This window comes from Pseudovibrio denitrificans JCM 12308 (assembly GCF_001310815.1).
GTDB classification, from domain to species: Bacteria; Pseudomonadota; Alphaproteobacteria; order Rhizobiales; family Stappiaceae; genus Pseudovibrio; species Pseudovibrio denitrificans.
In genome coordinates, this window is record NZ_BAZK01000020.1 from 48,936 (window position 1) to 73,316 (window position 24,381).

Annotated in this window: 14 protein-coding genes and 7 pseudogenes; 13 read left to right on the forward strand and 8 right to left on the reverse strand. The window is 51.0% G+C overall.

Annotated features, from left to right (window positions below; all coding sequences use genetic code 11):
• The 3 genes and pseudogenes from JCM12308_RS21535 to JCM12308_RS21545 all read left to right on the forward strand — a co-directional run bounded on the left by JCM12308_RS21535 (position 1) and on the right by JCM12308_RS21545 (position 2,322).
• Positions 1–767: pseudogene (locus tag JCM12308_RS21535) on the forward strand (thiazole synthase).
• Positions 767–1,360: a thiamine phosphate synthase gene (locus tag JCM12308_RS21540; RefSeq protein WP_054785034.1), complete on the forward strand. Its 594-nt coding sequence runs from the start codon at positions 767–769 to the stop codon at positions 1,358–1,360. The pseudogene JCM12308_RS21535 and the gene JCM12308_RS21540 overlap by 1 nt, the downstream one beginning before the upstream one ends.
• Positions 1,357–2,322, forward strand: coding sequence for a HesA/MoeB/ThiF family protein (locus JCM12308_RS21545; protein WP_054785035.1), 966 nt, complete (start codon positions 1,357–1,359; stop codon positions 2,320–2,322). Before JCM12308_RS21540 ends, JCM12308_RS21545 begins: the two co-directional genes overlap by 4 nt.
• Here the strand turns inward: JCM12308_RS21545 and JCM12308_RS21550 are convergent.
• The 7 genes and pseudogenes from JCM12308_RS21550 to JCM12308_RS21580 all read right to left on the reverse strand — a co-directional run bounded on the left by JCM12308_RS21550 (position 2,319) and on the right by JCM12308_RS21580 (position 11,326).
• A complete protein-coding gene (locus JCM12308_RS21550) occupies positions 2,319–3,371 on the reverse strand; it encodes a substrate-binding domain-containing protein (RefSeq protein WP_054785036.1) in 1,053 nt (350 codons plus the stop codon). The genes JCM12308_RS21545 and JCM12308_RS21550 overlap by 4 nt on opposite strands.
• 7 nt (positions 3,372–3,378) lie before the next feature.
• A complete protein-coding gene (locus JCM12308_RS21555; protein WP_244271983.1) occupies positions 3,379–4,689 on the reverse strand; it encodes an amylo-alpha-1,6-glucosidase in 1,311 nt (436 codons plus the stop codon).
• Positions 4,690–5,093: 404 nt separating this feature from the next.
• Complete coding sequence (locus tag JCM12308_RS21560; RefSeq protein ID WP_054785064.1) at positions 5,094–5,906, reverse strand: carbohydrate ABC transporter permease; 813 nt, start codon at positions 5,904–5,906, stop codon at positions 5,094–5,096.
• A complete protein-coding gene (locus JCM12308_RS21565) occupies positions 5,899–6,843 on the reverse strand; it encodes a carbohydrate ABC transporter permease (protein ID WP_041767956.1) in 945 nt (314 codons plus the stop codon). The genes JCM12308_RS21560 and JCM12308_RS21565 overlap by 8 nt, the downstream gene beginning before the upstream one ends.
• Positions 6,844–6,863: 20 nt before the next feature.
• Positions 6,864–8,102, reverse strand: coding sequence for an ABC transporter substrate-binding protein (locus tag JCM12308_RS21570; protein ID WP_054785037.1), 1,239 nt, complete (start codon positions 8,100–8,102; stop codon positions 6,864–6,866).
• 13 nt (positions 8,103–8,115) lie between these two features.
• On the reverse strand, positions 8,116–9,270 hold the full coding sequence (locus tag JCM12308_RS21575) for an ABC transporter ATP-binding protein (RefSeq protein ID WP_054785038.1): 1,155 nt from the start codon (positions 9,268–9,270) through the stop codon (positions 8,116–8,118).
• A gap of 87 nt (positions 9,271–9,357) precedes the next feature.
• A pseudogene (locus tag JCM12308_RS21580) lies at positions 9,358–11,326 on the reverse strand (beta-galactosidase).
• 758 nt (positions 11,327–12,084) lie between these two features.
• Between JCM12308_RS21580 and JCM12308_RS21585 the strand changes: the two are divergent.
• The 10 genes and pseudogenes from JCM12308_RS21585 to JCM12308_RS21615 all read left to right on the forward strand — a co-directional run.
• Positions 12,085–13,473, forward strand: a pseudogene (locus JCM12308_RS21585) (cytochrome D1 domain-containing protein); the annotation flags it as partial.
• A gap of 86 nt (positions 13,474–13,559) precedes the next feature.
• Positions 13,560–13,703: pseudogene (locus JCM12308_RS32545) on the forward strand (cytochrome D1 domain-containing protein); the annotation flags it as partial.
• Between the two features lie 246 nt (positions 13,704–13,949).
• Positions 13,950–14,440 (forward strand): annotated as a pseudogene (locus tag JCM12308_RS31785) (NapC/NirT family cytochrome c); the annotation flags it as partial.
• Between the two features lie 173 nt (positions 14,441–14,613).
• Entirely contained in the window at positions 14,614–15,672 is a 1,059-nt protein-coding gene (locus JCM12308_RS31790) for an ethylbenzene dehydrogenase-related protein (protein WP_244271987.1), read from the forward strand.
• A gap of 211 nt (positions 15,673–15,883) precedes the next feature.
• Positions 15,884–16,303 (forward strand): cupredoxin domain-containing protein, encoded by a 420-nt coding sequence (locus tag JCM12308_RS21595; protein ID WP_054785039.1) that lies wholly within the window; start codon positions 15,884–15,886, stop codon positions 16,301–16,303.
• 34 nt (positions 16,304–16,337) lie between these two features.
• Positions 16,338–16,667 carry a c-type cytochrome gene (locus JCM12308_RS30735; RefSeq protein ID WP_208978842.1) on the forward strand — a complete coding sequence of 110 codons (330 nt, stop codon included), beginning with the start codon at positions 16,338–16,340 and terminating at the stop codon, positions 16,665–16,667.
• A complete protein-coding gene (locus JCM12308_RS30740; RefSeq protein WP_208978843.1) occupies positions 16,643–17,365 on the forward strand; it encodes a cytochrome D1 domain-containing protein in 723 nt (240 codons plus the stop codon). The genes JCM12308_RS30735 and JCM12308_RS30740 overlap by 25 nt, the downstream gene beginning before the upstream one ends.
• Positions 17,362–17,849: pseudogene (locus JCM12308_RS31795) on the forward strand (cytochrome D1 domain-containing protein). Before JCM12308_RS30740 ends, JCM12308_RS31795 begins: the two are co-directional and overlap by 4 nt.
• Before the next feature lie 918 nt (positions 17,850–18,767).
• Positions 18,768–20,435, forward strand: a complete 1,668-nt coding sequence (locus tag JCM12308_RS21605; RefSeq protein WP_054785040.1) for a GSCFA domain-containing protein — start codon at positions 18,768–18,770, stop codon at positions 20,433–20,435.
• Positions 20,436–21,737: 1,302 nt separating this feature from the next.
• A pseudogene (locus tag JCM12308_RS21615) lies at positions 21,738–22,915 on the forward strand (NnrS family protein).
• Between the two features lie 60 nt (positions 22,916–22,975).
• Here JCM12308_RS21615 and JCM12308_RS21620 read toward each other — a convergent pair.
• A complete protein-coding gene (locus JCM12308_RS21620; protein WP_083417188.1) occupies positions 22,976–24,358 on the reverse strand; it encodes a glycosyltransferase in 1,383 nt (460 codons plus the stop codon).
• Positions 24,359–24,381 lie beyond the last annotated feature (23 nt).

The window sequence follows — 24,381 nt, forward strand, 5'->3', positions numbered from 1 at the left end:
ATGCAGGTTTACGGTTCAGAAATCAGCTCCCGCTTACTTCTTGGCACTGCGCAATACCCTTCACCTGCCGTGTTGAAGAAGGCGATTGAGGCCAGTCAGGCAGAGATCATCACAGTCTCCTTGCGGCGAGAAACTGCGGTTGGGTCTGGTGCAGGGTTCTGGGAGTTGCTGAAGGATTGCGGTTGCAAAATCCTACCGAACACCGCCGGATGTCATAGCGTGCAAGAGGCTGTCACGACTGCACAGATGGCACGGGAGTTGTTTGGCACTGACTGGATCAAGCTGGAGGTCATCGGCAACACAGATAGTTTGCAACCGGATGTATTTGGGCTTGTCGAAGCTGCAAGAATCCTGAGCACAGACGGTTTCAAAGTGTTCCCGTACACCACGGATGATCTGGTGGTTGGAGAGAAACTGCTGGAAGCTGGTTGCGAGCTGCTGATGCCGTGGGGCGCACCGATTGGATCTGGTCAGGGACTGCGGAACCCAGATGCGTTGCGGGCGATGCGAGCGCACTTTCCGGATACTCCATTGATCGTCGACGCCGGGATTGGTCGCCCTTCTGATGCGACACGTGCGATGGAGTTGGGTATGGATGCCGTTCTGCTTAACACCGCTGTCGCAAAAGCGGGGGATCCAGCTTTGATGGCTAAAGCGATGGCACAAGCGGTTGAAGCAGGTCGCTTGGTTATACCGCCGATCCAATGGAACCGCGGGATATGGCGGTTCCTTCAACCCCAATCCTTGGCATGGCGGAGTTGATCTGATGGAACGGTTTTACCTGATTACTGGGGATGTGGACTGGATCGAAAAACTCGTGCCTCATGGCGTGAAGCTTGTGCAACTGAGGATCAAAGATCAACCAGAAACTGAGGTCCGTCGACAAGTCATCAAGGCCCGAGATTTCTGCAAAGCTCATAGTGCCCAGTTGATCATTAATGACTACTGGGAGCTGGCATTGGAACTGAGCTGTGACTTCATTCACCTCGGCCAAGAGGACATGGATACCGCAGACTTTACCGCTCTTCGAAAAGCGGGCATTCGCTTTGGTCTTTCTACCCATGATGAGGCCGAACTTGATCGAGCCCTCTCTCATAATCCTGAATATGTGGCACTGGGGCCAGTCTATCCAACCAAGCTGAAGAAAATGAAGTGGGCGCCTCAGGGATTGGATCGCATCCGTCGTTGGAAGCAGATGGTTGGAGAAACACCTCTCGTAGCTATCGGAGGACTAACACCGGAGCGGCTTGCTGGCGTGTTCGAAGCTGGAGCAGATAGTGCTGCCGTGGTGACTGATATTCTGCAAGCCCCAGATCCGGTTGCCAGAACACAGGAGTGGGCGGAGGCCTGTAGGCTATGACCCGCTATGATCGTCAGATGATTTTGCCGGAGGTCGGTACAGAAGGCCAAGGCCGGCTACGCGCTTCGCATGTGCTGGTGGTTGGAGCTGGAGGGTTGGGGTGTCCAGTTCTGCAGTATCTTGCTGGTGCCGGAGTTGGCATCATCACGATTGTTGATCCCGATGTTGTTGAAGAGAGCAACCTTCATCGCCAACCTTTGTATTCCCTTGCTAATGTCGGTGAGAGCAAAGCGTATGCGGCTGCGGCTCGTTTGCATGGCTATAATCCAGAGGTAGAACTGCGCGCACGCAACATTGCGCTGGAGCCGGGGAACGTCGCTGAGTTGGTTGGTCAGGCAGATATCATTGTCGATGCTGCTGATACCTTCGCAGCGTCTTACATTCTCTCTGACGAATGTTACCGGCAAGGCAAACCGCTCATCTCAGCATCTGCATTGAGAACCACCGGGTACCTTGGTGGATTTTGTGGCGGTGTGCCTTCGCTAAGGGCGGTCTTTCCTGCTCCGCCTTCCAACGCTGTAAACTGCTCATGTGCAGGTGTGCTTGGCCCAGCAGTTGGAAGCATCGGTACCATGCAGGCGCAGATGGTTCTGGCGGTGTTGCTTGGCTTCTCTCCGAACCCAATGGGTCGCCTCATTACAATCGATCTTAAGAGCTTTGGGTTCGGTGGGTTCTCTTTCTTCAACGCGAAGGAACCAGAGTGGCATGCTCCGTTTATCTCAACAGAAGGCTTAAGCTCTGATGATCTGGTGATTGAGCTGAGAGACAACATAGAAGCACCCGAGCCCGTTTGTCCAAGTGCCCAGCGTGTTCTACCAGAAGAACTCACCAACTACGACTTCAACGGCACCCAGCGCATTGTGCTTTGTTGCCGGACTGGTTTACGGGCATGGCGAGGGGCTCAAGCACTTTCAGAGCGAGGGTTTAAGAACATCGCTCTAATTGCTGATAGCAGGAGCTAACTTTGTGCCTGCTGCTTTTCGAGATTGCACGTATCAGCGCCACGCTCGATCAAGTCAGGCACAAACAGCTTCTGGAGATTTTTAGGATCCTCACCGCCAATTAAGTCCAGCATGAACTGGCCCAGCGTTTCGCTTGGCTTCGATATCGGGAGATAACAAGTTGTAATTGGCGGTGAGAAATACTGCGACACATTCAGGTCGTCCGTTGCAATCACGACCGCATCGCGGCCATGTTCCATACCACGCACCTGAAACCCAGAAAGAACGCCCATTGCCGTCGCTTCATTGGCACAAATATAGGCAGTTGGAGGCTCTTCAAACATAGACATCTCAAAGAGTTGCTCACGGCCAAATGCTGGTGTCAGACGGCCATAAGCAATCAGAGATGGATCGAAACTCAATCCTGCACGAGACAAGGATGCAGTGTAGGCTTCCACCCGGTTTTGCGTGTAGTTCAGCTCTTCTCTGGCGTTGATCATTGCAATCCGACGATGGCCTTTAGAGAGCAGGCGATCCACGCAGATCGTGACAATGCGGCGATTGTCCGTATCCACATAGGCATGGGGTGCACTGGCATCACTGGTACCATACGTGACAAACGGGAACTCCTTCTCCTGCATGAAGCTGATGCGGGGGTCGTTTACGCGTGTTCCGGAGATGATAATGCCATCAGCCTTCTTATTCTGGACGATACGCTTGATGACTTCGAAGCTCTCATCAAAACTGGCTACCTGATACTGCACCACGCGATAGGGCGTGTGGGCGATTGCTCGGGAGATGCCGCTGATTAATTGCGTATATCCCACCCCAGCCCATTCATCGTCATCCGGTGATGCAATGACGGTCACCATGGCAATCTGATAGGTCTTGCCAGTGCGCAGTTGAACACCGCTTATATTCAGCTCATAACCCAGCTCTTTTGCAGCTTGCAGAACCTTGTCACGGGTACGCGGGCGCACCTGGGGAGAAGCATTGAGCGCTTTTGAAACAGTGGCTGTTGAGAGCCCTGTTTCTTTCGCAATTGTTTTGATCGTTGGTCTTTGCGCCATTGGATACTCAAGCTGGGGTCAGTTGTGCCTTTGACAGCACATCCTGAAAACGAAGATAGACAGCGGATGTCCAAGCGAATGCTTTGTCGCGTAGACCGTCTCCAGTCAAGGCATCAAAGTTTTCTGCCATTCCTGAAGCCTCGCAAGTTCTCATAAACCGCTTTGCCAGTTCATGCGCCAGTCGGATCTCACCTTGCTGACATAAACCATCGAAGATCAGCAGTGTGGTAGGCGCCCATATGGGGCCACGCCAATATCCATCTGCTTCATAGTAAGTGCTCTGTGGGTGTTCTGTAGCAGGTCCCCATTCAGTGAGGAAGCCTAGGGAATTGAACCTTTCGAGCAGTTTCTCTGCAATCTCTCTTGGCAGATCACTGCCGAGCAACAGCGGCATAAACTGGGCAAGGCTGGTATCCGGAAGGATCAACTCTGGTTGCGCTGATTTGCGGAACTCAAAGGTTTTGCCGTTCCAGAGCTGTTTGATCATCAGATCCCTGAGGTCCGTGCTTATCTGATCAAATTTGCTAGCAACCTCTGGTGCTTCGGCCTTTCTGTGCAGCTGCGCAATGCACTTTGCAGTCAGGCAGAGGAATGTGGGGAGGTCTGGCCCAATCACAGGTCCGCCGTGATCGAAGAAGCTGGCATTATCCCAGCCGCTGTCGTTGCCGTGAAAATAGCTCGGAAGCTCCTGCGGGTTTGCGCGTGTGTGCGTGAGCCAGTAACTGAGCTGACGCTCCATTTTCTCGCGCAGATAGACGAGTTGATCAGATGTAAAACTTCCCCGATATGTTTCAAGTATGTGGGAGATGGCCCAGCCATGGACGGGGGGCTTTGTGAATGCGAACGAAGCTCCAACATCATGCACAAAGTCTGGCAGTAAACCGCTGTTGTCTTGCCACTCATAAATGGCTGCAAACTGACTAAACGCTAGTTCAGGATCAATGCCAGCAAGACCTATGGCAGAAAAGGCGTTGTCCCAGCTCCAGATGTTGATCATGTGGTTCTTGGACATGTACGTGGCTGGATGTGTCAGGGTACCCTCCGCCGGGACTGTGTTTGCCCATAGAAGGTACGTGGCTAACTTCTCCGCTTCACTCTGATGTTGCTTTCCATGCCATTCGGCGAAGGCTTGCTGAGACGCTGCCTGGACATCCTCAAACGAAGTCTTCGCAATATCCGGGCAAAGGCGTCGATGAAGGATTATACCGCCTTCAAACCGTTCTCCTGAGAAGGTCAAGGCAACGTTGTCTGCGTGGTCTCGTCGCCAGTTGCCTTCAACGGTGGCGTTGCCCTTAGAGGCGAAGGGCGTAAGGCGCAAGTTTTCTCCCGCGGCCACAATACATTGCTCACCACTTGGATGTTGGAAAGCGTAGTCGTACCGGGAGTCTTCAAGAGCAAATCGAACCGAGCTCTCTGCCCTTTTAGATGGAGTACTTCTCCATTCCCGATACAGAAGCTGATGTCTCCTCTTTTTTGCTCATCAGCGAACAGTTCAACATCCAACCTGTGTGGAGATAGAGAGAACTGAGGAGTTAGTTCTGAACCATCCTCGCTTAAGAACTCCAACTTGCACAAACGACCGAGGCTGGGTCGCTCATCTCCGCCCGCCACGTAGCGCAGGTAGCATTGATGTTCACCACACTGCCCACGTACCATGGAAAGCGTTGTGAAGCGTTGGTAGTGGGAGAAGGGTACCCGGTCAAAGTCAAATAGCGTCATGCATTACCCTTTCACCGAGGAACCAATTGAACCGTCCATGATGTAGCGCTGTGCAAAGAAGAACAGGATCAACGGCGGAATGCAGAGGACAACCGTAATTGCCGCAATCGAGGTGATGTCTGTTTCGTGCAGGCCCTTGAACATGGAAAGGCCCAGCGTCAGCGTGTATTTGGACTGATCGTTTAGATAGATCAGCGGACCCAGATAGTCGTTCCATGCGTTCATGAAATGGAAGGTACCAACAAGCACGAGCGCTGGCATCATCAATGGCAGGTGGATGCGCCAGTAGATCTGCCAAGAGTTTGCGCCATCCATGCGCGCGGCTTCATCAATTTCGATGGGCACAGTCATAATGTATTGGCGCAACAGGAACACGAAGAATGCATCTGCAAAGTAAGCTGGCACAATCAATGGTTTGAGCGTGTTGATCCAGCCAAGCATGTTGAACTCCATGTAGAGCGGGATCATTTTCACATCCCACGGGATCATCATGGTTGAGAGCAACAGGACGAAGATGGCATCGCGGCCCTTGAACTGAAAACGTGCAAAGCCGAAAGCAACCAGTGAGCAAGAAAACAGCTGTCCGATGGTCGAGAGAACCACCACAATCACTGAGTTTTTGAGATAAACATCAAAAGGTTGTTTGAACCATGCAGTGACAAAGTTCTCCCACATAACCTCATTTGGCCAGAAGACAGGCGGGAACTGGTAGAGTTCTCCGATGTTTTTTACTGCGGTGATGAAGGTCCAATAAAATGGGATGATGAACATCGCCGAGAGGAACAACAGCGCGCTATACGTGAGGGCTCTAGTCATCATTGGCCTCCGTCTTTTTCATCTCGCCTTCGTAATAGACCCATGCAGAAGATGACTTCAGAACCATCATGGACAGTGCGAGGATGATCAGGAACATGACCCAGGAGTTGGCAGCAGCAAATCCCATTTCGAAGTATTTGAATGCGTTGTCGTAAATGTACATGGCGAAGAAGTAGGTGCTCTCCAAAGGACCGCCGCCGGTCAGCAGCAATGCGATTGTCAGTTGCTGGAAAGCTGAGATGATCGATGTGATCACTGTAAAGAGCAGCATGGGTGAAAGCATAGGGATGGTAATGTAAACCAGCCTCGCCCACGCAGGCACGCCGGAAATCTTGGCAGCTTCGTACAGCTCTTTCGGGATGGATTGCAGGCCCGTCAGCAAGATGAGCATGGTTCCGCCAAGCCCCCAGAGAGAAGCGATCACGATTGCCAGCAAAGACCAGTTTGGGTCACCCAGCCAGTTTGGTCCTTCAATGCCCGCAAGGCCGAGCAGGAAATTCAGGATTCCGTACTCGTGGCTGTAGATCCACGCCCAGATGGTGACGAGCGCGACACCGGAGATCACTGAAGGCAGATAGAAAATTGTTCTGAAAAAGCCTGTCCCGATGACTTTCTGATTAAGCAGAACGGCAAGGAGCAAGCCGAGGATCACGTTGAATGGCACAAAGAACAGGCCAAACTTCACCGTGATCCAGAGACTGTCCCAGAACAGTGGATCTTCAGTCAGCATGACCTGGTAGTTTTGCAACCCAACGAACGTCCGCTCCCCCACCACAGGCCAGTCATAAAAGCTCATAATGAATGAGAAGATGAGCGGCCCAAGGGTGAAGAACAGGAAACCCAGAATCCAGGGAGAGATGAATAGATATGGCGTTAGCTTTTCGATGAAGCGATGCCGCTCCTCAGCAACTTCATCCTGCACGACCAGTGTAGTCATCTCTCCCTCCCCCAACATTCTTATTTCAGGTGACGCTTGGAACGCGCAACCGCACTATCCAAATGCTTCTTAGCGTTGCCTTTTTCGATCATTGTCGCTTCAATCGCGCGCTCAAGATTGGTTTGGATCTTGCCCCAGTTCTTATGCTTGAGGAACGCGTTGGACTCGCGATCTGAAAGCGCTAGCATTTCGAAGAATGGCTGGAAAATTGGGTCAGATGTGAGTTCCATCTCTTCAGCAACACTCGTGCGGATCGGCAGATCGTTCTCACGCAGCTTCACGGCCTCTGGAGAGGCAAAGAACTTCACGAACTTCCAAGCGAGTTCCGGGTTCTTGGTCGCTTTCGCGATAGACATGGCAGATGCACCGATGGACGAATGAACTGGCTTGTCTCCGAATGCGGGCAGCATTGCTACGCCGTAGTTGATGCCTGCTTTATCAATGCCGCCTTTGGACCACATCGCACTCTGGAACATTGCTAGCTTGCTGCCTTTGAACAGCGCGGAACCGGAGGTGTTGTCGCCAATACCGAGAACCGTAGCTTCCTCGTTCTTCGCCATCTCTGCAAACATGGTCAGTACTTCAACAGCCTCAGGACTGTTCATATATCCGTCCACGGTGCTACCATCTTCGGCGATAAACCTTGTGCCGTTGGACCAGAAGAATTGCTCGTAATCGTATGGATCTGGCTTGGCTTCCACGGCAAAGCCGTAGGTTTTGCTGGCTTTATCGCGGAACTTGGCGGCTTTTGCGCGAAGATCCGCCCAAGTCCAGCCTGCTACCGGCTCAGCAACACCGGCTGCAGCAAACATATCCTTGTTGTAGTAGACCACATGAGTGGTGAAGCCTGCCGGAATACCATAGGCCTTGCCTTCCACACGGGTGATGTTGATCAGGCCTGCCGGGATGTCTTCAAGGTCCATCTCCTCAGCATCGCGCGCCATCAGCTCATCCAGAGGCATCAGTGACGAGTGGTATTTGGGGTAATTCCACATATACATGACATCAGGCGGATTTCCGGCACCGAATGCGGCGATCAGCTTTTTGTCATAGCCGTCACCATAGGATTCCACCTGCACTTTTACACCGGGGTTGTCCGCTTCGAACCGCTTGGAGATTTCCTGTAGAATGCCAAGGTTCTCGCTGCTGTTCCACGTTGCAAACCGGAGCACCTCTTCTGCAGATACAGCACTGGCTCCTCCCAAAGCCATCGAGGCAACTGCCGTCACCATCGCCAGTTGTTTCAGATGCTTTTTCATTCCTCTCCTCCTTCTATGCAATGCAAAGTGCTGCGGTTTCCTGACGTTCAATCAATGAACGTGTTTCCCCATCCAACTGACGCGGATAGGCCTCCCCCTCAGGATTGAAAAGATGGCAGTGCTCTGCTGGAAATTTGAGATGGACTCTGTCGCCCATGTTGACCGGATGCGTTCCCCTTGTGACAACCGTAAGCCCCTGCCCGGTATCCAACCGAACGTGAACCTGGCTTTCTGTTCCCAATCGCTCAACCAGTTCCACATTGCCGCTCATATGGGCTTCTGCTTCCTCAACCAGCTCCACATTTTCCGGACGAATGCCGAATGTGTGGAGCTGGCCGGGAATGTGTTGCACGGGAGCACTTAGCTGAAACGGAATAGATCCAGACATGCTTTCAGAGGTAAGCGCAATGCTCATCTCATTGATCGCACTGGCGTTTACTTTCATCATGTTCATCTTGGGCGAACCGATGAAACCGGCAACAAACAGGTTTTGTGGGGCATAAAACAGCTCAAGCGGAGTGCCAAACTGTGCGACAACGCCTTTGCTCAGAACAACGACACGGCTGGAGAGCGTCATGGCCTCGACTTGGTCATGCGTGACGTAGATCATCGTCGCACCCAGTCGACGGTGCAGGTTGGCTAGCTCCACGCGCATGCTGACACGCAGGCCAGCATCGAGATTGGAGAGTGGCTCATCCAGCAAGAACAGCTTGGGATCACGTACGATTGCACGCCCAATAGCAACACGCTGACGCTGGCCGCCCGAGAGCTGCTTGGGACGGCGCTTCAGTAAGTCTGAGATTTGCAAGATGCGAGCTGCGGTTTGAACGCGTTCTTCAATCTCCGCTTTGGGTACGCCGTTTAAAGACAGGCCAAAAGAGAGATTTTTGTAGACGTTCATATGCGGATAGAGCGCATAGTTTTGAAAAACCATCGCAATATCCCGCTTGGCAGGTGGCAGCTGCGTGATGTTTCGCTCTCCCAACCACACTGATCCGCCGGACACGTCCTCCAGACCTGCGATGGACCGCAGCAGTGTGGTCTTTCCGCAGCCAGATGGACCGAGGAAACTCACGAACTCGCCATCACGGATGTCCAGATCAATCCCGGTCAACACCTGCGTTGTGCCGAAGCTCTTATAAAGCTGTTTGATATTCACCCCTGCCATGGATCTCCCCCCGAAGCTGAGCAAGGCCACTCAAAATATAAACGTTTAATTTTATATGTAAAGCTACTTATGTTTTGATCGCCTTACTCACCCATCTGGTTCATCCGACCAGATCACCACGCCAAACGGCGGGATCTGCTCTCCTCCCACAAACGTCTTAACTGAGCTTCCAAGCTCGATCTTTCTGACTTTACTGGTGAAATTGAACGCAAACTTAAGATGCCCACGCTGTGTGATGCGTAAGCCCTCCTGCGCCCCGGCGTGAGGCTCCACACCAGCCCATTTCACCAGATACTCAGCGAGCTTCTTCTGAAACTCACCATCAAAATGCGCGGCGGCATAGATGCACTTCGCGTTACCAACTAAAGCCGGTTGGCCGTCACGATAGTCAGACTGGAAGTTAGCCAGAACAGTCTCTGAACTCTTCAGGCTTTCACGCCAGTTGGTGACTTCACCCAAATAGTCCTCAAAGAAGATCTGATCCTGATTGTAAGGTGGAAGGGACTCCACACGCACCACATCCAGATCAATGAGAGTTTTGAAGCTGCCCGGCGGCAGTGGTTCAGCCACGTGCATATGTTTTGTTTTACTGCCCGTTCTTGGTCCCAGAAAAACTTTGGCTTCAGCCTCCTTCAGGCGTGACGCAAACTCGGGATCATCAATGATCACGTCAGGCAGGATGATCAGTTTATATCCTGTAAGGTCAGAGTGTGGGCCAATGATATCAATATCAACGCCGAACTGAGAAAACGTTGCGTACCAGTCCATTGCCACTTTCGCGCTGGAGTAATCAGCTCCCTGAGGCAAAGTATGAGAAGCCCAACGAGACGGATAATCCAGCACGAGGGCCACCTGTGCCTTTTGTCTGGCTCCTGTTTCAGGTAGTGATGCGCATTCTTTCGCAACCTGAGCCACTTCCCAAAACGCTTGATCAGGTTCATTGTTGGTCAACAGCAGGCCTGTATGGAACTGCTCCTGCGCGAACTTAGATTGGCGCCAACGGAAGTAACAGACAACATCAATGCCATGAGCATAGGCCAGCCATGTCCAGAGGCGGATCATGCCATCCTGCGGCGATTGATTGTGTCTTGCCCAGTTCACCGGCCCCGGCTGCTGCTCCATCACCCAAGCTTTTCCTTTGCCCACATGGCGATAAAGATCATGATTGAAAGCCGGTTGATCTGGTAGCCCTACCTTAAAAGGCGTGCTTTTTCAGTGTCATCCTTAGGAGCGTTGACCAGGGCACCCATGGGATAACTGTCCCAGGAGGCAAAGTCGATGTCATTGCCAACAGCGTAGTGATCGTAATCCGTGTTATGACCCATGAAGTTATGGGTAATAGGCGCATTGCCGACATGCTTTCGCAGCACATCCACCTGAGTGCGATTGAACAGCACCACCTGATCAGACGAGAAGCGATAGAAGTCCAGTAGATGGCTTGGGCTCGGCTCTTCAACGAGATTATTGGGTAACTCCACCTGCTCAAATGAGGTGTAATGCATACCCCAGAAGCACGTTCCCCACGCTTCGTTCAGGGCGTCGATCGAGCCATACTGCTGCTGGAGCCAGTGACTGAAAGCCTGTTTTGCTGCGGGTGAGTAGCTGTAGATCGTGTCGTGGTCGCCGTACTCGTTATCAATCTGCCAGGCTTTGACGTGTTGGTTCTTGCCATATCTCTTTGCAAAGGCTTCTGCAATTTTTGCTGCGTACTCAAGATAGATTGGGCTGGAGAAGCAGTAGTGGCGCCGCGCACCAAACTTGCGTGTCACTCCGTTTTCGTCAACCGGCAGAATTTCAGGATGCTTATCAATCAACCATCTGGGAGGCGCTGCTGTTGGTGTGCACATAACAACCTGCAAACCCGCTTCGCCGAGGATGTTGACGCTTTATCCAACCACGCCCAGTCAAACACGCCCTCTTCCCGCTCGACAAGAGCCCATGAGAACTCCGCAACGCGCACCCATGTGAGTCCCAACTCAACCATCCTACGCGCATCATCCGCCCATAGCTCCTCTGGCCATTGCTCCGGATAATAGCAAGTCCCCAACTCCAACATCCAACACGCCCCAACTCATTCACCTGGCACTCGCTGAATGACCTTGCGAGAATCACTCAACACCTGAGATATATCAGAGAGTCAGATAAAATATAAACGTTTAATTTTTGAATTGGGGAAAGTGTAGACACGGAGAGCAGGAAACAACGAACTAAATTCACATTATATGTAGGCACACATTGTTTCCCGTCCTTCGGGCGCTACAAAATGAAATCTTTGGCGCCTTTTCTTTTCTTGCGCGCCCTTGAATGAAGCCTCACATGGACTAGCCGACCTCACGTCTGTCAGGAGCACTTATGAAGCCGATTGCTCGCATGGAAACTCAATATTTCGCATGCACGTAAAACTGGAGTGCTGGGTGTAAGAATCACACTAGTGTGAAACACGGCTTTTCTTATGATTACTGAGTCTCACGGCAAACCAGTCCATTAATATCAATATTTTCAATATGTTATTTGTCTCTATCTTCATGTGCAGGTGATGTGCCAGTGTTTTTGGTTTCGTGGCATGGTTGTTGTCCACTGCATGGAAAAGAGGGTTGAGACGTTCTGTCGCAAGTTTGCTGGAATGGGGAGTTTTCTGCGATTTTGGGAGGTGTGATGTTTCAGAAAGGGGCTCTAAGTTTTCTTGCTTAACATTAGTCAAGGAGCGTGACGGCTGATCAATTCACTGTGACATGGTCTCACCAGCATTGGAGTTTGAGAATGTTACAAAAAAAGAGACGTGGGTCAGGTTACGCGTTAGCGGCCGGCTTTGCGATGCTGCTCGGTAGTGCAGCTGCGCCCGCCTTTGCAGAAGGTCCGACACTGAGCGAAGAAGCTTTTGAGCGCTCTAAGCAGCTCTATTTTGAGCAGTGCGCAGGTTGTCACGGCGTTCTCCGTAAGGGTGCAACAGGTAAAAACCTGGAGCCTCATTGGAAGAAAACGGGCAAAGACGGCACCGTGACTGAAGGTGGTACCCTTCAGCTGGGTCAGGAACGCCTTGAGAAGATCATTGCCTGGGGCACCGAAGGGGGCATGAACAACTTCTCGGAAATTCTGACCGAGCAAGAAATCAAGGACATGGCGACCTACATTATGTTGGAACCGCCAAAGCCGCCTGAAATGTCGCTCACCCAGATGAAGCAGACCCGCAAGGTTTATGTAGAGGAAAAAGACTACCCTACAAAGCCTATGCACGGCCGCAACTGGGAAAACTTCTTCGTCGTCATCGAGCGTGACGCTGGTAAAGTGGCTGTCATCGACGGCGACACCAAAGAAGTTCTGGTCCACATTCCAACCGGTTATGCGGTGCACGTGATCAAAGCATCTGAGCACCATAAACTGGAAGAACCAGAGCAGCCAGGTCGCTTCTGGTACACCATGGGCCGTGACGGTAAGATGACCAAGATCGACCTCTGGCAGACCCCAGACAAGATGCTTGTTTCTGAAGTTACTGTTGCGTACGACGCTCGCGACGTTGCGATTTCCGGTGACGGCAAATACGTAATTGGTGGTGCTTACTGGCCTCCACACTTCGCTATTGTTGACGCTGTAACCATGGAACCTCTGAAAGTGGTTTCCACCCGCGGTTACAACACTGACGGTGACTATGTAGAAGAAAGCCGCGTTGCTGCTATCTACACCACACCTAATGAGCCAACATGGCTGGTTGCAGTTAAAGAACTTGGCCAGATGTGGCAGGTTGATTACACCGATATCGATAACCTTCGTATCGAAAAAATCGACTCCGCTAAGTTCCTGCACGATGGCTTCTTCGATCCAACAGGTCGTTACTTCCAGATCGCTGCAAACGCATCGAACAAAATGGTTGTAGTGGACACCAAAGATCGCAAGCTTGAAGCTATGATCGACGTTGCTGCTCTTCCACACCCAGGTCCAGGTGCTAACTGGAACGATCCTAAGTGTGGTCCTGTTGCAGGTACAACCCACCTCGGCGTAGGTACTGTATCTGTATGGGGTAACGATCCAGCAGGCCGTCCAGATGAAGCTTGGAAGAAGTGTTACGAAGTTGAAACAGATGGCCCAGGCCTCTTCATCCGTACACACCCTAACTCCAAGTACGTATGGGCTGACCAGACCAAACACCCAGATCCTGAAATTCAGCAGGCTGTTCAGGTGATCTCGAAAGAAACCGGTGAGATTGTGAAAACAATCACCATCACCGAAACAGAAGCAATGCCGCTGTTCACTTCGAGTTCAACGCAGATGGTACTGAAGTTTGGGTATCCAACTGGAACATGGGCGACTCTCTGGAGCCAAACGGTGAAATCGTTGTCTTCGATGCTGAAACACTCGAAGAGAAAACCCGGATTAAGGGCCTTTACGCTCCAACCGGTAAGTTCAACGTTTACATCCGTTCGAACCACGTAACTTAATAAGATCTAATGATCTTTTGGAGGGGCGGGCGCCACGCCCGCCCTTCTTTTTTATCAGCGGTATCGAGACTGAACGGCTGCGTACCAGCCGGAGATGACGGATTTGCTCCCCGTATCTTGAAAGCCGACCGCATACGACCCGGCAAGGATGGGTCGACAGAAAATCCAAAATGGAGCCTGGAAATGACCCAGTCCAACGATACGGAAAAGAAAAAGCCGATCTGGCGCAGGTATTTCCTATGGGGAATGCCGGTAGGTGGCCTTCTGGCGGCCTTTGTCGTCGGCATTATCTTCTGGGGTGGTTTCAACACCGCCATGGAAGCGACAAACACAAAAGAATTTTGCGTCTCGTGCCATGAGATGAATGACTTTGTCTATCAGGAATACCAGGCACGATCCACGACGTAAACCGGTCCGGCGTCGGTGCAGTTTGTTCAGACTGTCACGTGCCGAAAGACTGGACCCACAAGATCATCCGCAAGATCAAAGCCTCCAAAGAAGTTTGGGGCAAGCTCGTGGGAACGATCAACACGCGTGAGAAGTTCGAGAACAAACGTCTGCATCTTGCCAAGAACGAATGGGAGCGGATGAAAGCGACGGATTCCCGTGAATGCCGTAACTGTCATGATTTTGAATCCATGATGCCGGAATTCCAGAAGCCGCGCGCGCGTCAGCAGCACCTGAATGCAATGAAGACAGGCCAGACCTGTATCGATTGCCACAAGGGTATTGCGCACTCCAACGTTCGTGATCGTGCATCTGACGAATATCTCGAAATGATCGAGGCACCGAACCACAACTTCGTTCGCGAGATTCCTAAAGATACATGGAAAGCCTCGCTCGGATCGAAGCGAAGGAAGCTGCTGAAGCAGAATCTGCAAGTGCTGCGAAGAAAGCACAGCAGGAAGCTATGCAGGCGCAGATCGCAGCTGCAGTCGACGCGGCTGTTGCTGAAGAACGCGCAAAAGCTTCCGGTGAAGCAAGTGCGGCTGATGCTGGCGATACAGTTGGTGCAAACATCGACTGGAGCGGCGTGAACAGCGTGGATATGACCCTGTTCTATCCTGGTCAGGCTTCCTTCGAGTTCGTTCAGAACGGTAAGCAGCACGGTGGTGCTCGTCCGCTGACAAAGGGTGGTGACCAGTGCACAACCTGTCACGCGAAAGAGCTGGAAAACATCGGTAACAAGATCGTCAAGGGCACTGAAAACACTGAACCTACGCCAATCCCTGGCAAGCGCGGTGTGATCAATGCGACGATGCAGGCTGCTCATGATGGCGAGAACGTCTACTTCCGTCTGCAATGGCCAGATGCACCTCATGCACCTGCACCATTCGTTGACGGCGGCAAGATGGATCCGGAGAACCAGATCAAGGTTGCCATGATGATCACCGGTACTGGCATCAAGATGGGTGAACAGGTTGGTTGCTGGGCAACATGCCACGCAGACAACACCTACATGCCATTTGATCCGGGCCCAGAAGCAATCGCTGCTTCCGGTGATGTTGCTGAACTGCTGAAGGCGAAAGAATCCATCCAGAAGTACCTGAGCGAAACCCGTACGAAGATCGAAATCAAAGGTCGCCGCGGTAAAGCACAGGGTGGTTGGAACAAGCTGAAGTCTGCTGAAGAAATTGACCAGCTGCTGGCTGACGGTACCTTCATGGATCTGATGCGCGTCTATGCTGACGGTTCTGCGACCAATGGTTACCTGCTTGAGCGTCGTGTTCAGAACGACGGTGACATCGCAGCGTCTGCCAAGCTCTCCGCTGGCATGTGGACTGTGGTCTTCTCCCGTCCGCTGACAAGCGACAAGCCTGGCGATGTGCCACTGGAAGCAGGCAAGACCTATACAGTTGGCTTTGCGATCCACGATGACTTTTCATCCGCACGTTTCCACCACGTGACGCTGAACACCAGTTTGGCATTGGATGACGAAACTGCCCAAATCAATGTGGTAGGACGCTAAAACACACAAAGGGTGGCCGAGCAATTGGCCACCTTTTTTCTTGGAGGCGCGGGCCTCCGCCAGGATTTCGTTTTTACGTATCTTTGTCCGAAAGCCGTCTTCCGCTTTTCAGAGATATTCTAAGCTGCAAAGCTTGCTCTAAGTTTTTCCAAGTGTATCCTTGTCGATAATACCTAGATTATTTTGGATATGCATTTGAGAGGGGCGCCTCATGTACTCAAGACTTCTTCAAGGTTCCGCTGTCGCAATGGGTTTGCTGATGATGACACCAGCGATGGCCGAGGACGACAAAGCTGCTGAGCTCTGCGCGAAAGCAGAAGCGCGCTATGTCGATATGTTCGGGCATCCTTCTGCTGAAGCTGAGGGCGTGACTGTCGTGACCATGTACAAGTATCGCTTTTGCCCTGAAAAGCTGACAGTGCCTGTTGGAACGACTGTGCGCTGGGTGAACGTGGACAAGCGCACCAGCCATACTGTTCATTTGAACGAAGCAGGTGAGAAAGAGTCTGACCGGCTGTTTCCGGAAGAAAACTTCGAGTTCACATTCCTAAGTGCCGGCTCTCAGCAATATCTGTGTGGCCCACACTGGGAAACGCAGAAGATGATCGGCATGGTGACCGTCACTCCCTAGTGTAGACTGCACTCCAAATTTCTGAGTTAATTCAATGATCAGGCTCCTTGTTTCTCTTGGGTCGGCTGTTCTTACAGCATCTGCTTGCCTTGCTGACCCTGCTGCTCTTTATCAAAAGCATTGTGTTGAATGCCACGGAGAGAACCGTTTGGGCCTGATCGGTCCGGCTCTGCTTCCTGAAACTCTGGGCAGTCTGCGTGGCACAGCGCTTCAGGATACGATCAGGAGCGGGCGGGAAGCGACTGAGATGCCGTCTTTCCGCGATGTGTTGAATGACCAGCAGATCGACGAGCTCAGCGCCTATTTGAAAACTCCACAGGACGGCGACCTGTTTGGGGGATGGAGCAGATTTCAGCGAGCCTGATTAAAAACGACGACTATGAACCGGTCAAAAAAGCGCTCTGGTCGGCAGATCCGCTGAATGTGACGCTGGTGGTTGAGACTTCAGATCACTCTGTCAGCGTTCTGGATGGAGACAGTTTTGAGGTTATGACACGCTTCAAGACGCCGTTTGGTACGCGCGGACAGCCCAAGTTCTCACCGGATGGGCGTTACGTCTACATCATGTCCCGTGACGGCTGGATTCAGAAGTTTGATCTTTACGCGCTGCAGGAGGTCGGCCGTGTTCGTGCAGGCCTGAACAGCCGGAACATCATGCTGAGCCATGACGGCAAGTGGATTGCTGTGGCCAACTACCTGCCCAATACGTTTGCAATCCTCTCCGCAGATGATCTGAGCCCACAAAAGGTGGAGCACGTGAAAGGCAAGGATGGTTCGCCGAGCCGTGTCTCGGCTGTTTACCTCGCTGCCAAGCGCAAGAGCTTTGTGTTGGCCCTGAAAGACACGCCCTCCATCTGGGAAGTGTTTTACGGTCCCAATCCACCCCACTATGGCTTTGCACATGACTGGCGCGTGGAAGGACCAGCCCCCAACAAGGATCCGTTTCCGCTCCGCACCATCACAGTCAAAAGCCTCGTTGAAGATTTCTATCTCGACCCGACTGATGAATATGTGATGGGGCTTCGCCGAGCGGTACAGGCGGACAGGTGGTTGATCTGGTGATCGGCCACAAGATCGCAGATCTGGATCTGACAGGCATGCCGCATCTGGGTTCTGGTTCCACATGGAAGATGGGCGAGCGCACAGTCATGGCAACCCCTCATCTGAGAGAGCCTCTCGTTTCTATCGTTGATATGAAAACATGGGAGACCCTCAAGCAAATCGAGATGCTCGGGTCAGGCTTCTTTACCCGCACACATGAGAACTCCCCTTATCTCTGGTGGATGTTTTCTTTGGCCCACACAAAGACGCCATTCAGATCATCGACAAACAGACCCTTGAGATCGTAAAGACCTTGCGCCCTCAAAAAGGCGCCCGCGCTGCCCATGTTGAGTTCACACAGGATGGCAAGCACGCGCTGGTTTCCATCTGGGAAGAGGATGGTGCTGTTGTCATCTATGACGCCAAGACACTGGAAGAAGTCGACCGCCTGCCAATGAAAAAACCACGTGGGAAATACAATGTCGGCAACCGGATTGAGAAGTAGGGGGAAGCGGGGAAGTTATAGGTTGTGGCTGATGACCTTTAGCTGGCATTGACCCTGATATGGTATTCGAGCCTTCTTAGCTTGTTCTTAACCGCAGGTCGATTTCACATCTGAAACCTTTGTGGGGCTCCTCGTTAGCCGTGCTATGGAAACAATGAGTCTCCATGCGGACAAAGCTGCCGTTCACTACGACGCAGAAAACTTCGATCAGTAACGGCTAACGCCTTGGACCTACATCGGACATTCGGGTATTTCTATCTAGGGTTGTTGCTATGTTCAAGACGATTTTCGAGTACCCGAGCTCGCAGTACTTCGTTGTGTTATGTGATCACTCGTGCAGGACGCAATGCAATCACTAGATAGCTCAACGAAATGAGTTCGGACTGAAAATCTCTCAATTAGGTTCAATCCACGCCTCGTGAAAAGGTGCTCTCACTTACTTATAACAAGCTGTTTTATTGGAGGAAATAAGCCTTGTTGCTCGAACCTCCTTGAACTGAGATTGCTCAACACTTTCTCATACCATTTGGTATAATGAAGTTACATGGAGTAAACCGCGTAAGAAATCCTTGAGAACTTGGTCGGGGCTTACAACTTCTCAAGCTCACAAGTTGATGCTGTTTCGGGCGCCGCATGAGATGTTGTCTCATGATGACAGCTTCTTATCCGAAACGTTAACCGACTTCAGCAGCTGCTTGTTTGACGCGTGCAGCCGAGTAACCTAGTTCTTTGGTCACAGGTTCTCCGCTTTCAGCTCATTAAACTCTTCAGCTACTTGCTGGTAGTTGCCGCGTAGAGCGCTGCAAAGCTTAACGAGGTATACTTAAGACACTTGGCTGTTCAACAACTCGCTTCTTGACAAAGATGAAGAACCTTACCTAGCGTTGTGCCATAGACGTTGCAAACTAGGAGGCTGCGGTGCCGCTCCAAGTAATCCCTGCTCGAGAAGCGATAGAGGTAAGGAAAAGTAACCCTGCTGCTGGTTGGCCCAACAGAGGGAGTGCGAACAGGTTTGAACCTATCGCAAGACCCCGTATCGAGGCTAGTTTCAAGTTGGAACCACGATCCAGGATTTTCACAGTAGGGTCTTGTTTCGCGCGGAACGTGGAGCGCAATTTAGAACAGGAAGGTTTTCGCCTGCCTGCCAAAGAGCTTTTGAAACAGCCAGAGTTTGCAGGTGTTCAAGTTAGGGTTTTGAACAGTTACGGCACACCTTCAATATTTAATGAGTTTTCATGGGCTTTGGACCCATTGAATCCTTATGATTACGGCAAGAATATCTGCAAAGTTGGAGAAGGTAGATACGTAGATTTGCACATCGCAAGCGGCACCCGACCGTGTGCAAGAAGTACAGTTGAGGCGAGGAGGCGAGCTGTCACTGAAATGTACCGCACGGTAACAACGTCTCACACCGTAATTATCACGCTCGGACTGTCAGAAGTTTGGTACGACACAGTGTCAAGCAATTACTTGAATGTCACGCCACTCCCTGTCTTACTGCGTACGGAGCCAGAAAGGTTTCAATTGCATGTCTTAAGCCACAACGAGTTACTCTCTTATCTTGTACGCACTATCGAACTCCTAAACCTTCATTGCGAAGCGACACCCAACATCTTAATCTCGGTGTCTCCTGTGCCGCTAGGTCAAACACACAGGCAATTAGACGTCGCTGTGGCCAACACTTACTCCAAAAGTGTGCTGCGGGCGGTTGCAGAAGAGGCAGTTTGCTCTTTTGACAACGTGTTTTATTTTCCAAGTTTTGAAGCTGTCACTTTAACTGATCGTAAATTGGCTTGGCATGACGACCAAATTCACGTGACCGATAGGTTGGTTGAGGAGCAAGTTTCTCGCATGATTGACACCTTCATGCGGAGAGAAACGGACAATTTAACGCGAAACCAACTGCTTGAAATACTAATTGGCAAGCCCAAAATTAAAGAGCTTAATCGACTTTTTGATGCACACGGTTCCGTTATCAAATCTGACCTTGAATTACTGAAAGAATATACACGTGGACTCGTCCGCCACAAACAGTACAGCAGCGCATTGGAATTTTTTGAACTCATTCCAGAAGATGCAGACTCAATAGTAATTCACATTCGCACACTAAGAATGCTTCAACAGTATAAACAAGCCTTCGATTTGGTGCGTAAGCACTTCCCAGCGGGCTCACGAAATATCCATTTGTGGCAAGAACTAGTTGCCCTTTACGTCGATCAAGGAGAGATATCTGAGGCATATGCTCATATTGAAAAGTGGGTGCGCGTATTTCCAGCAAGAAGTGACATAGTTTACAGGCGCTCCGCGAGGCTTTTTGCACCGCAATACCCCGAACATGCACGCGAGCTTTACCTGAAAGCTATAGAATTCAATCCTGAGGATTCAATTGCGCCAGCCGAACTGAAAAAGCTGGACAAGTCAAAGCGACCTAATTTTTCGGGTACCGCTTACGGCGCCACTCGTCAGCAGCAAGCGCCAAACCTGCCGCCCAATCCAGCGGCTGGCAGATCAGCCTTTCGAACTCTAACAGGCTTTTTTACCCGCGTAGCACCTCGGTTAATATTTCCTCGTGGAAATGGTCGATAACTAGGAAATCAGCTGCCTCAGCAAGTTTGATACTGTGTGCCAGTATATCGCGTGCTATGGCTTGCACGATGTTCTCAAACGTAAAACCGCCATAGAGCGCAAAACGCCGCAAGCTGTTATCGAGGCTTGCGCTGCACTTTCTATGCTAGCTTCACCTTTGTCGACCAGAGGCCCATTTGTATTTTTTGATCTTTCAGTCATACCAACACCTCGTATTTCAAGTGTGGATTTGCATAAGCCAAACAGCGGTCAAAGGGCAGCCTGCACCATAAAAGCTAATTCTTGACGAGGTAAATACATTTTCCGGCCCTGCATTTGCGTTCCTGCTACCCCACTTTGACAATCTCAGCTGCCAGAAACGTTTGCTTTCTTTTTGCACTCTTCGCTCGTAATGTTCATTCAGCAGCATGCTGCACTTGCGAGCTAACTCGCAATTAATCGATACTCAATCGAGTATTCTCCGAAAAAATCCCTACAAAATAAAACCGAGATCTCTTCAGGACAAGCAGCTGCAATCAATGATTGAATTGGTCGAATGTCCGCATTTGGCCCTTAGTTGCCCTTTGAGTTTAAACACTGCAGCGAGCAAGAAAGCGCACGGAAAAACTTATCCCCCTTGCTGGAAAGTGCGCTCATACTCAATGCATGCCCACGTGACGGGCTGCTGGCGGGCCGTCCGTCGGTGTGTCGTGGGCTGGGTGGGGCTTTTGTGAGGGGTAACGCATCTTGCAGAGGTCCGGTGGCACCGATTTTCAGGCGTGACTGCATGGCCTGAGAGGAAGGGCCCAAGCCTGAAGGGCATCACGCAGTGGCATTTGCTGGTCAGAGCAGCACATGTCAGGGGTAGAGGACCTGTTTGGATACGGAAACTTATCTAAGCAAAGCCACTATCCTTCCGGGAAACCGGCTATCATGTCTTTCAGGATAAGAGGCGATGTTGGCCATACCAAAATGCCCGGGCAAGGCGCGTAGCCAATGCCGAAGACTCATATCTAACAAGTAGCGCAGGTGTTGCCTGCCGCCTTGCTCCTCCCGATCTTCGGGAGATTTAAGTTCCAACACTGCATGGGAGGCCATGTGGTGCTTTTGGTGCATCTAAATTTCTTGCCGTAAAAATCGCAGAGCTCTGGGGCGTGTGACGCGACGAAACCTTCATCCCCCGTAAATGCAGAGTGCACTTAATAATAGTCAAGGACATGCTAGTTTGGATTGGTGAAGCTGATGGCAACGCTAACGCGTAGATCACTGAATGTGCATAAAGCACATCACCAAAAGCCAAAAGAGCGCCTCATGTCGACTACAATGGAACAAGTCAGATCCTGGCAGGGCCCTGCGCTTTTCAGTTACGGGTTCAGACCATTTTTCCTCGCCAGTGCCATTTGGGCAGTTGTGATTATGCTGCTCTGGATTCCACTGATATCGGGGCATATTGAACTCCCGGTCGCGTTTGGTCCGGTCTCATGGCATGCCCATGAGTTCCTGTTTGGCTATCTGAACGCCGTGGTGGCCGGGTTCTTGCTAACCGCAATTCCCAACTGGACCGGGCGGATGCCGATTGTCGGCAAGCCGTTGATTTTACTCTTTAGCTTATGGGTGATTGGCCGTGTGGCGATCCTGTTTGGGGCCTATCTGCCAGCTGGCTTGATCGTCGTGCTGGATATCTCCATGCCCTTGATGCTCGCAGCAGCTTGCTTGCGCGAGATTATGGCAGGTAAGAACTGGCGCAATCTGATCGTGCTTGCTTTGATGGCCCTGCTCATCATCGCAAACCTACTGTTCCACTGGGAAGCCTGGAGCGGTGGGTACGCTGCAAACGGCTATGGTATGCGCCTTGGCATTTCCACCATGGTGCTGATGGTAGGTCTGATCGGCGGACGTATCATCCCGTCCTTCACCCGCAACTGGCTCGTGAAGCAAGGCAGTAAGAATCTCCCTGTTGGCCCTATGCAGAAGTTCGACAAGCTCTCCCTACTGTTCCTCTTGGCAGGGCTTCTGATCTGGACAGCACTGGAAGATCATTGGCTTGCAGGTGTGGCGCTTGTGATTGCAGGCAGCCTCCACTTTGCCCGTCTGGCTCGCTGGAAAGGGCAGTATACCTTCAAAGAGCCTCTGGTTCTGGTGCTTCATGTGGCGTATCTGTTCGTCCCCACAGGCCTGTTGCTTCTGGGCTTTGCAATCCTCCTCCCAGACCTGCTTGATGTCACCGGCTCCCAACACCTGCTCATGGCCGGTGTCATGGGCATGATGACCCTCGCGTCATGACCCGCGCCACCCTCGGACATACCGGTCAGGATCTTAAAGCAAGCAAAGGCACCACCTTCCTCTACTGCGCCATGACCCTCTCCATCCTCCTCCGCTTCACCGCAGGACAGATGCCAGAGATGTCTGCAAGGCTCTACGACATCTCCGCCCTGGCATGGATACTGGCTTTTGTGGTGTACGTGGTGACGTTCGGGCCGTTGTTGGTAAGGAGGCGATGAACCATGAGACTACCATGTTTTTCTGAAAACTGATGCGCTTGAACATATTCTTATCAATGACTAACAACTACTATCCATTTCGACATCGGTCACATCTTCAAGCAATCGGCAAAACTCTGCTTTGTGCTCATCCCAAGTCGGGAGTTCATGAATTAGTGTTGAAACACTTAGCTTGCCACCTAATGAAACTCGTTTAACTTCTTCCATCCAAGCTTTTCCATCAAGGGGATGAATTAAGTTAGCACCATCCAAAATAAGCTCCCTAAAAATTCCTATGTCAGATGCAACAATTGGACAGTTTAATGCTAAAGCTTCAACAAGAGGAAACCCGAAACCTTCTGCAAAAGTAGGGTAGAGAAGCGCCTTTGATCTTCTAATGATGTTGGCAACCTCATTATCAGCCAATCCAGAGTGCTCATGAATGTATGGCCGAATAACATCACAGTTATCTAAAAAAGCTGCGACACTGTCATACATCCACCCACGCTTTCCAATAAAATTTAGATGCGGCATCGGTTCAAAACCAGAGTCTGCCAGTTCTCTCCAAATCTGCAGCAAAAGCAAATGATTTTTTCTTGGCTCAATTGTGCCCAAAACTGTGAACTCCACACGTTCAGCTGAAGGCGCATCTATAGTTTCATTGTTTAAATCAACATCTTTCCCTGTCTCCAACCGGCGTATTCCAGGATAAATAACCTTTACCTGAGGAAAGGATCGCATAATCCCCTTCGCATCCAAAAATGCTTTTAGAGATTGAAACGTTGAACGAGAGTTTACAACATACTGCGTAGAGTATTTAGTAGTCTCGTCAAAAAAGCTTCGCAAAGATTCTAACTGATCTCGTCTAGTGTATTCCGGTATTTCTAGCGGCATCAGATCGTGCAAATAACACACCACTGTAAGTTTAGAGTTATCCGAAAGCCTCTTCAAAACATTACAACTGCGAAGTAAACCTTGATGAGAAACGTTAATGTAGCAAATATTTTTAAAATCAACTACTTCTTCGCGCCGAGTTAACTGGTGACTCCAGAAAAGAGTATTTTGCAGAGCAGCTTCGAAAATAGCGCAAACACGATTACGCGCCCTCTTCACAAGAGGATCAGGTTTCCTCTTACGCTTCGAAGGGCTTTTTGTGAAGGGAGCAATACCAAGACGATTCACCTGGCGAAGAGTCGCATCAGGAATATTCTCTTGCTTAAACCAAAATGCCTCCAGAGCCTTCAGAAAATCTATAACAATTACTCGTTCACGTCCTCCCAAGACCCGGTATTGACCATTTATGGCAATTATTGGCGAGGACACCTTCGAAAAATTATCAAAAACCGCAACCGCTAACTTCACATCAATTCGATCGATCCCAGTAGGAAAAGGCATACATCGCCGTGCAATGAGGCGTGTAACATCATATAAAAATATAGATTCTTGGGGCATACCCTGCTGCATTTACAGATCCAAACGATGCCATG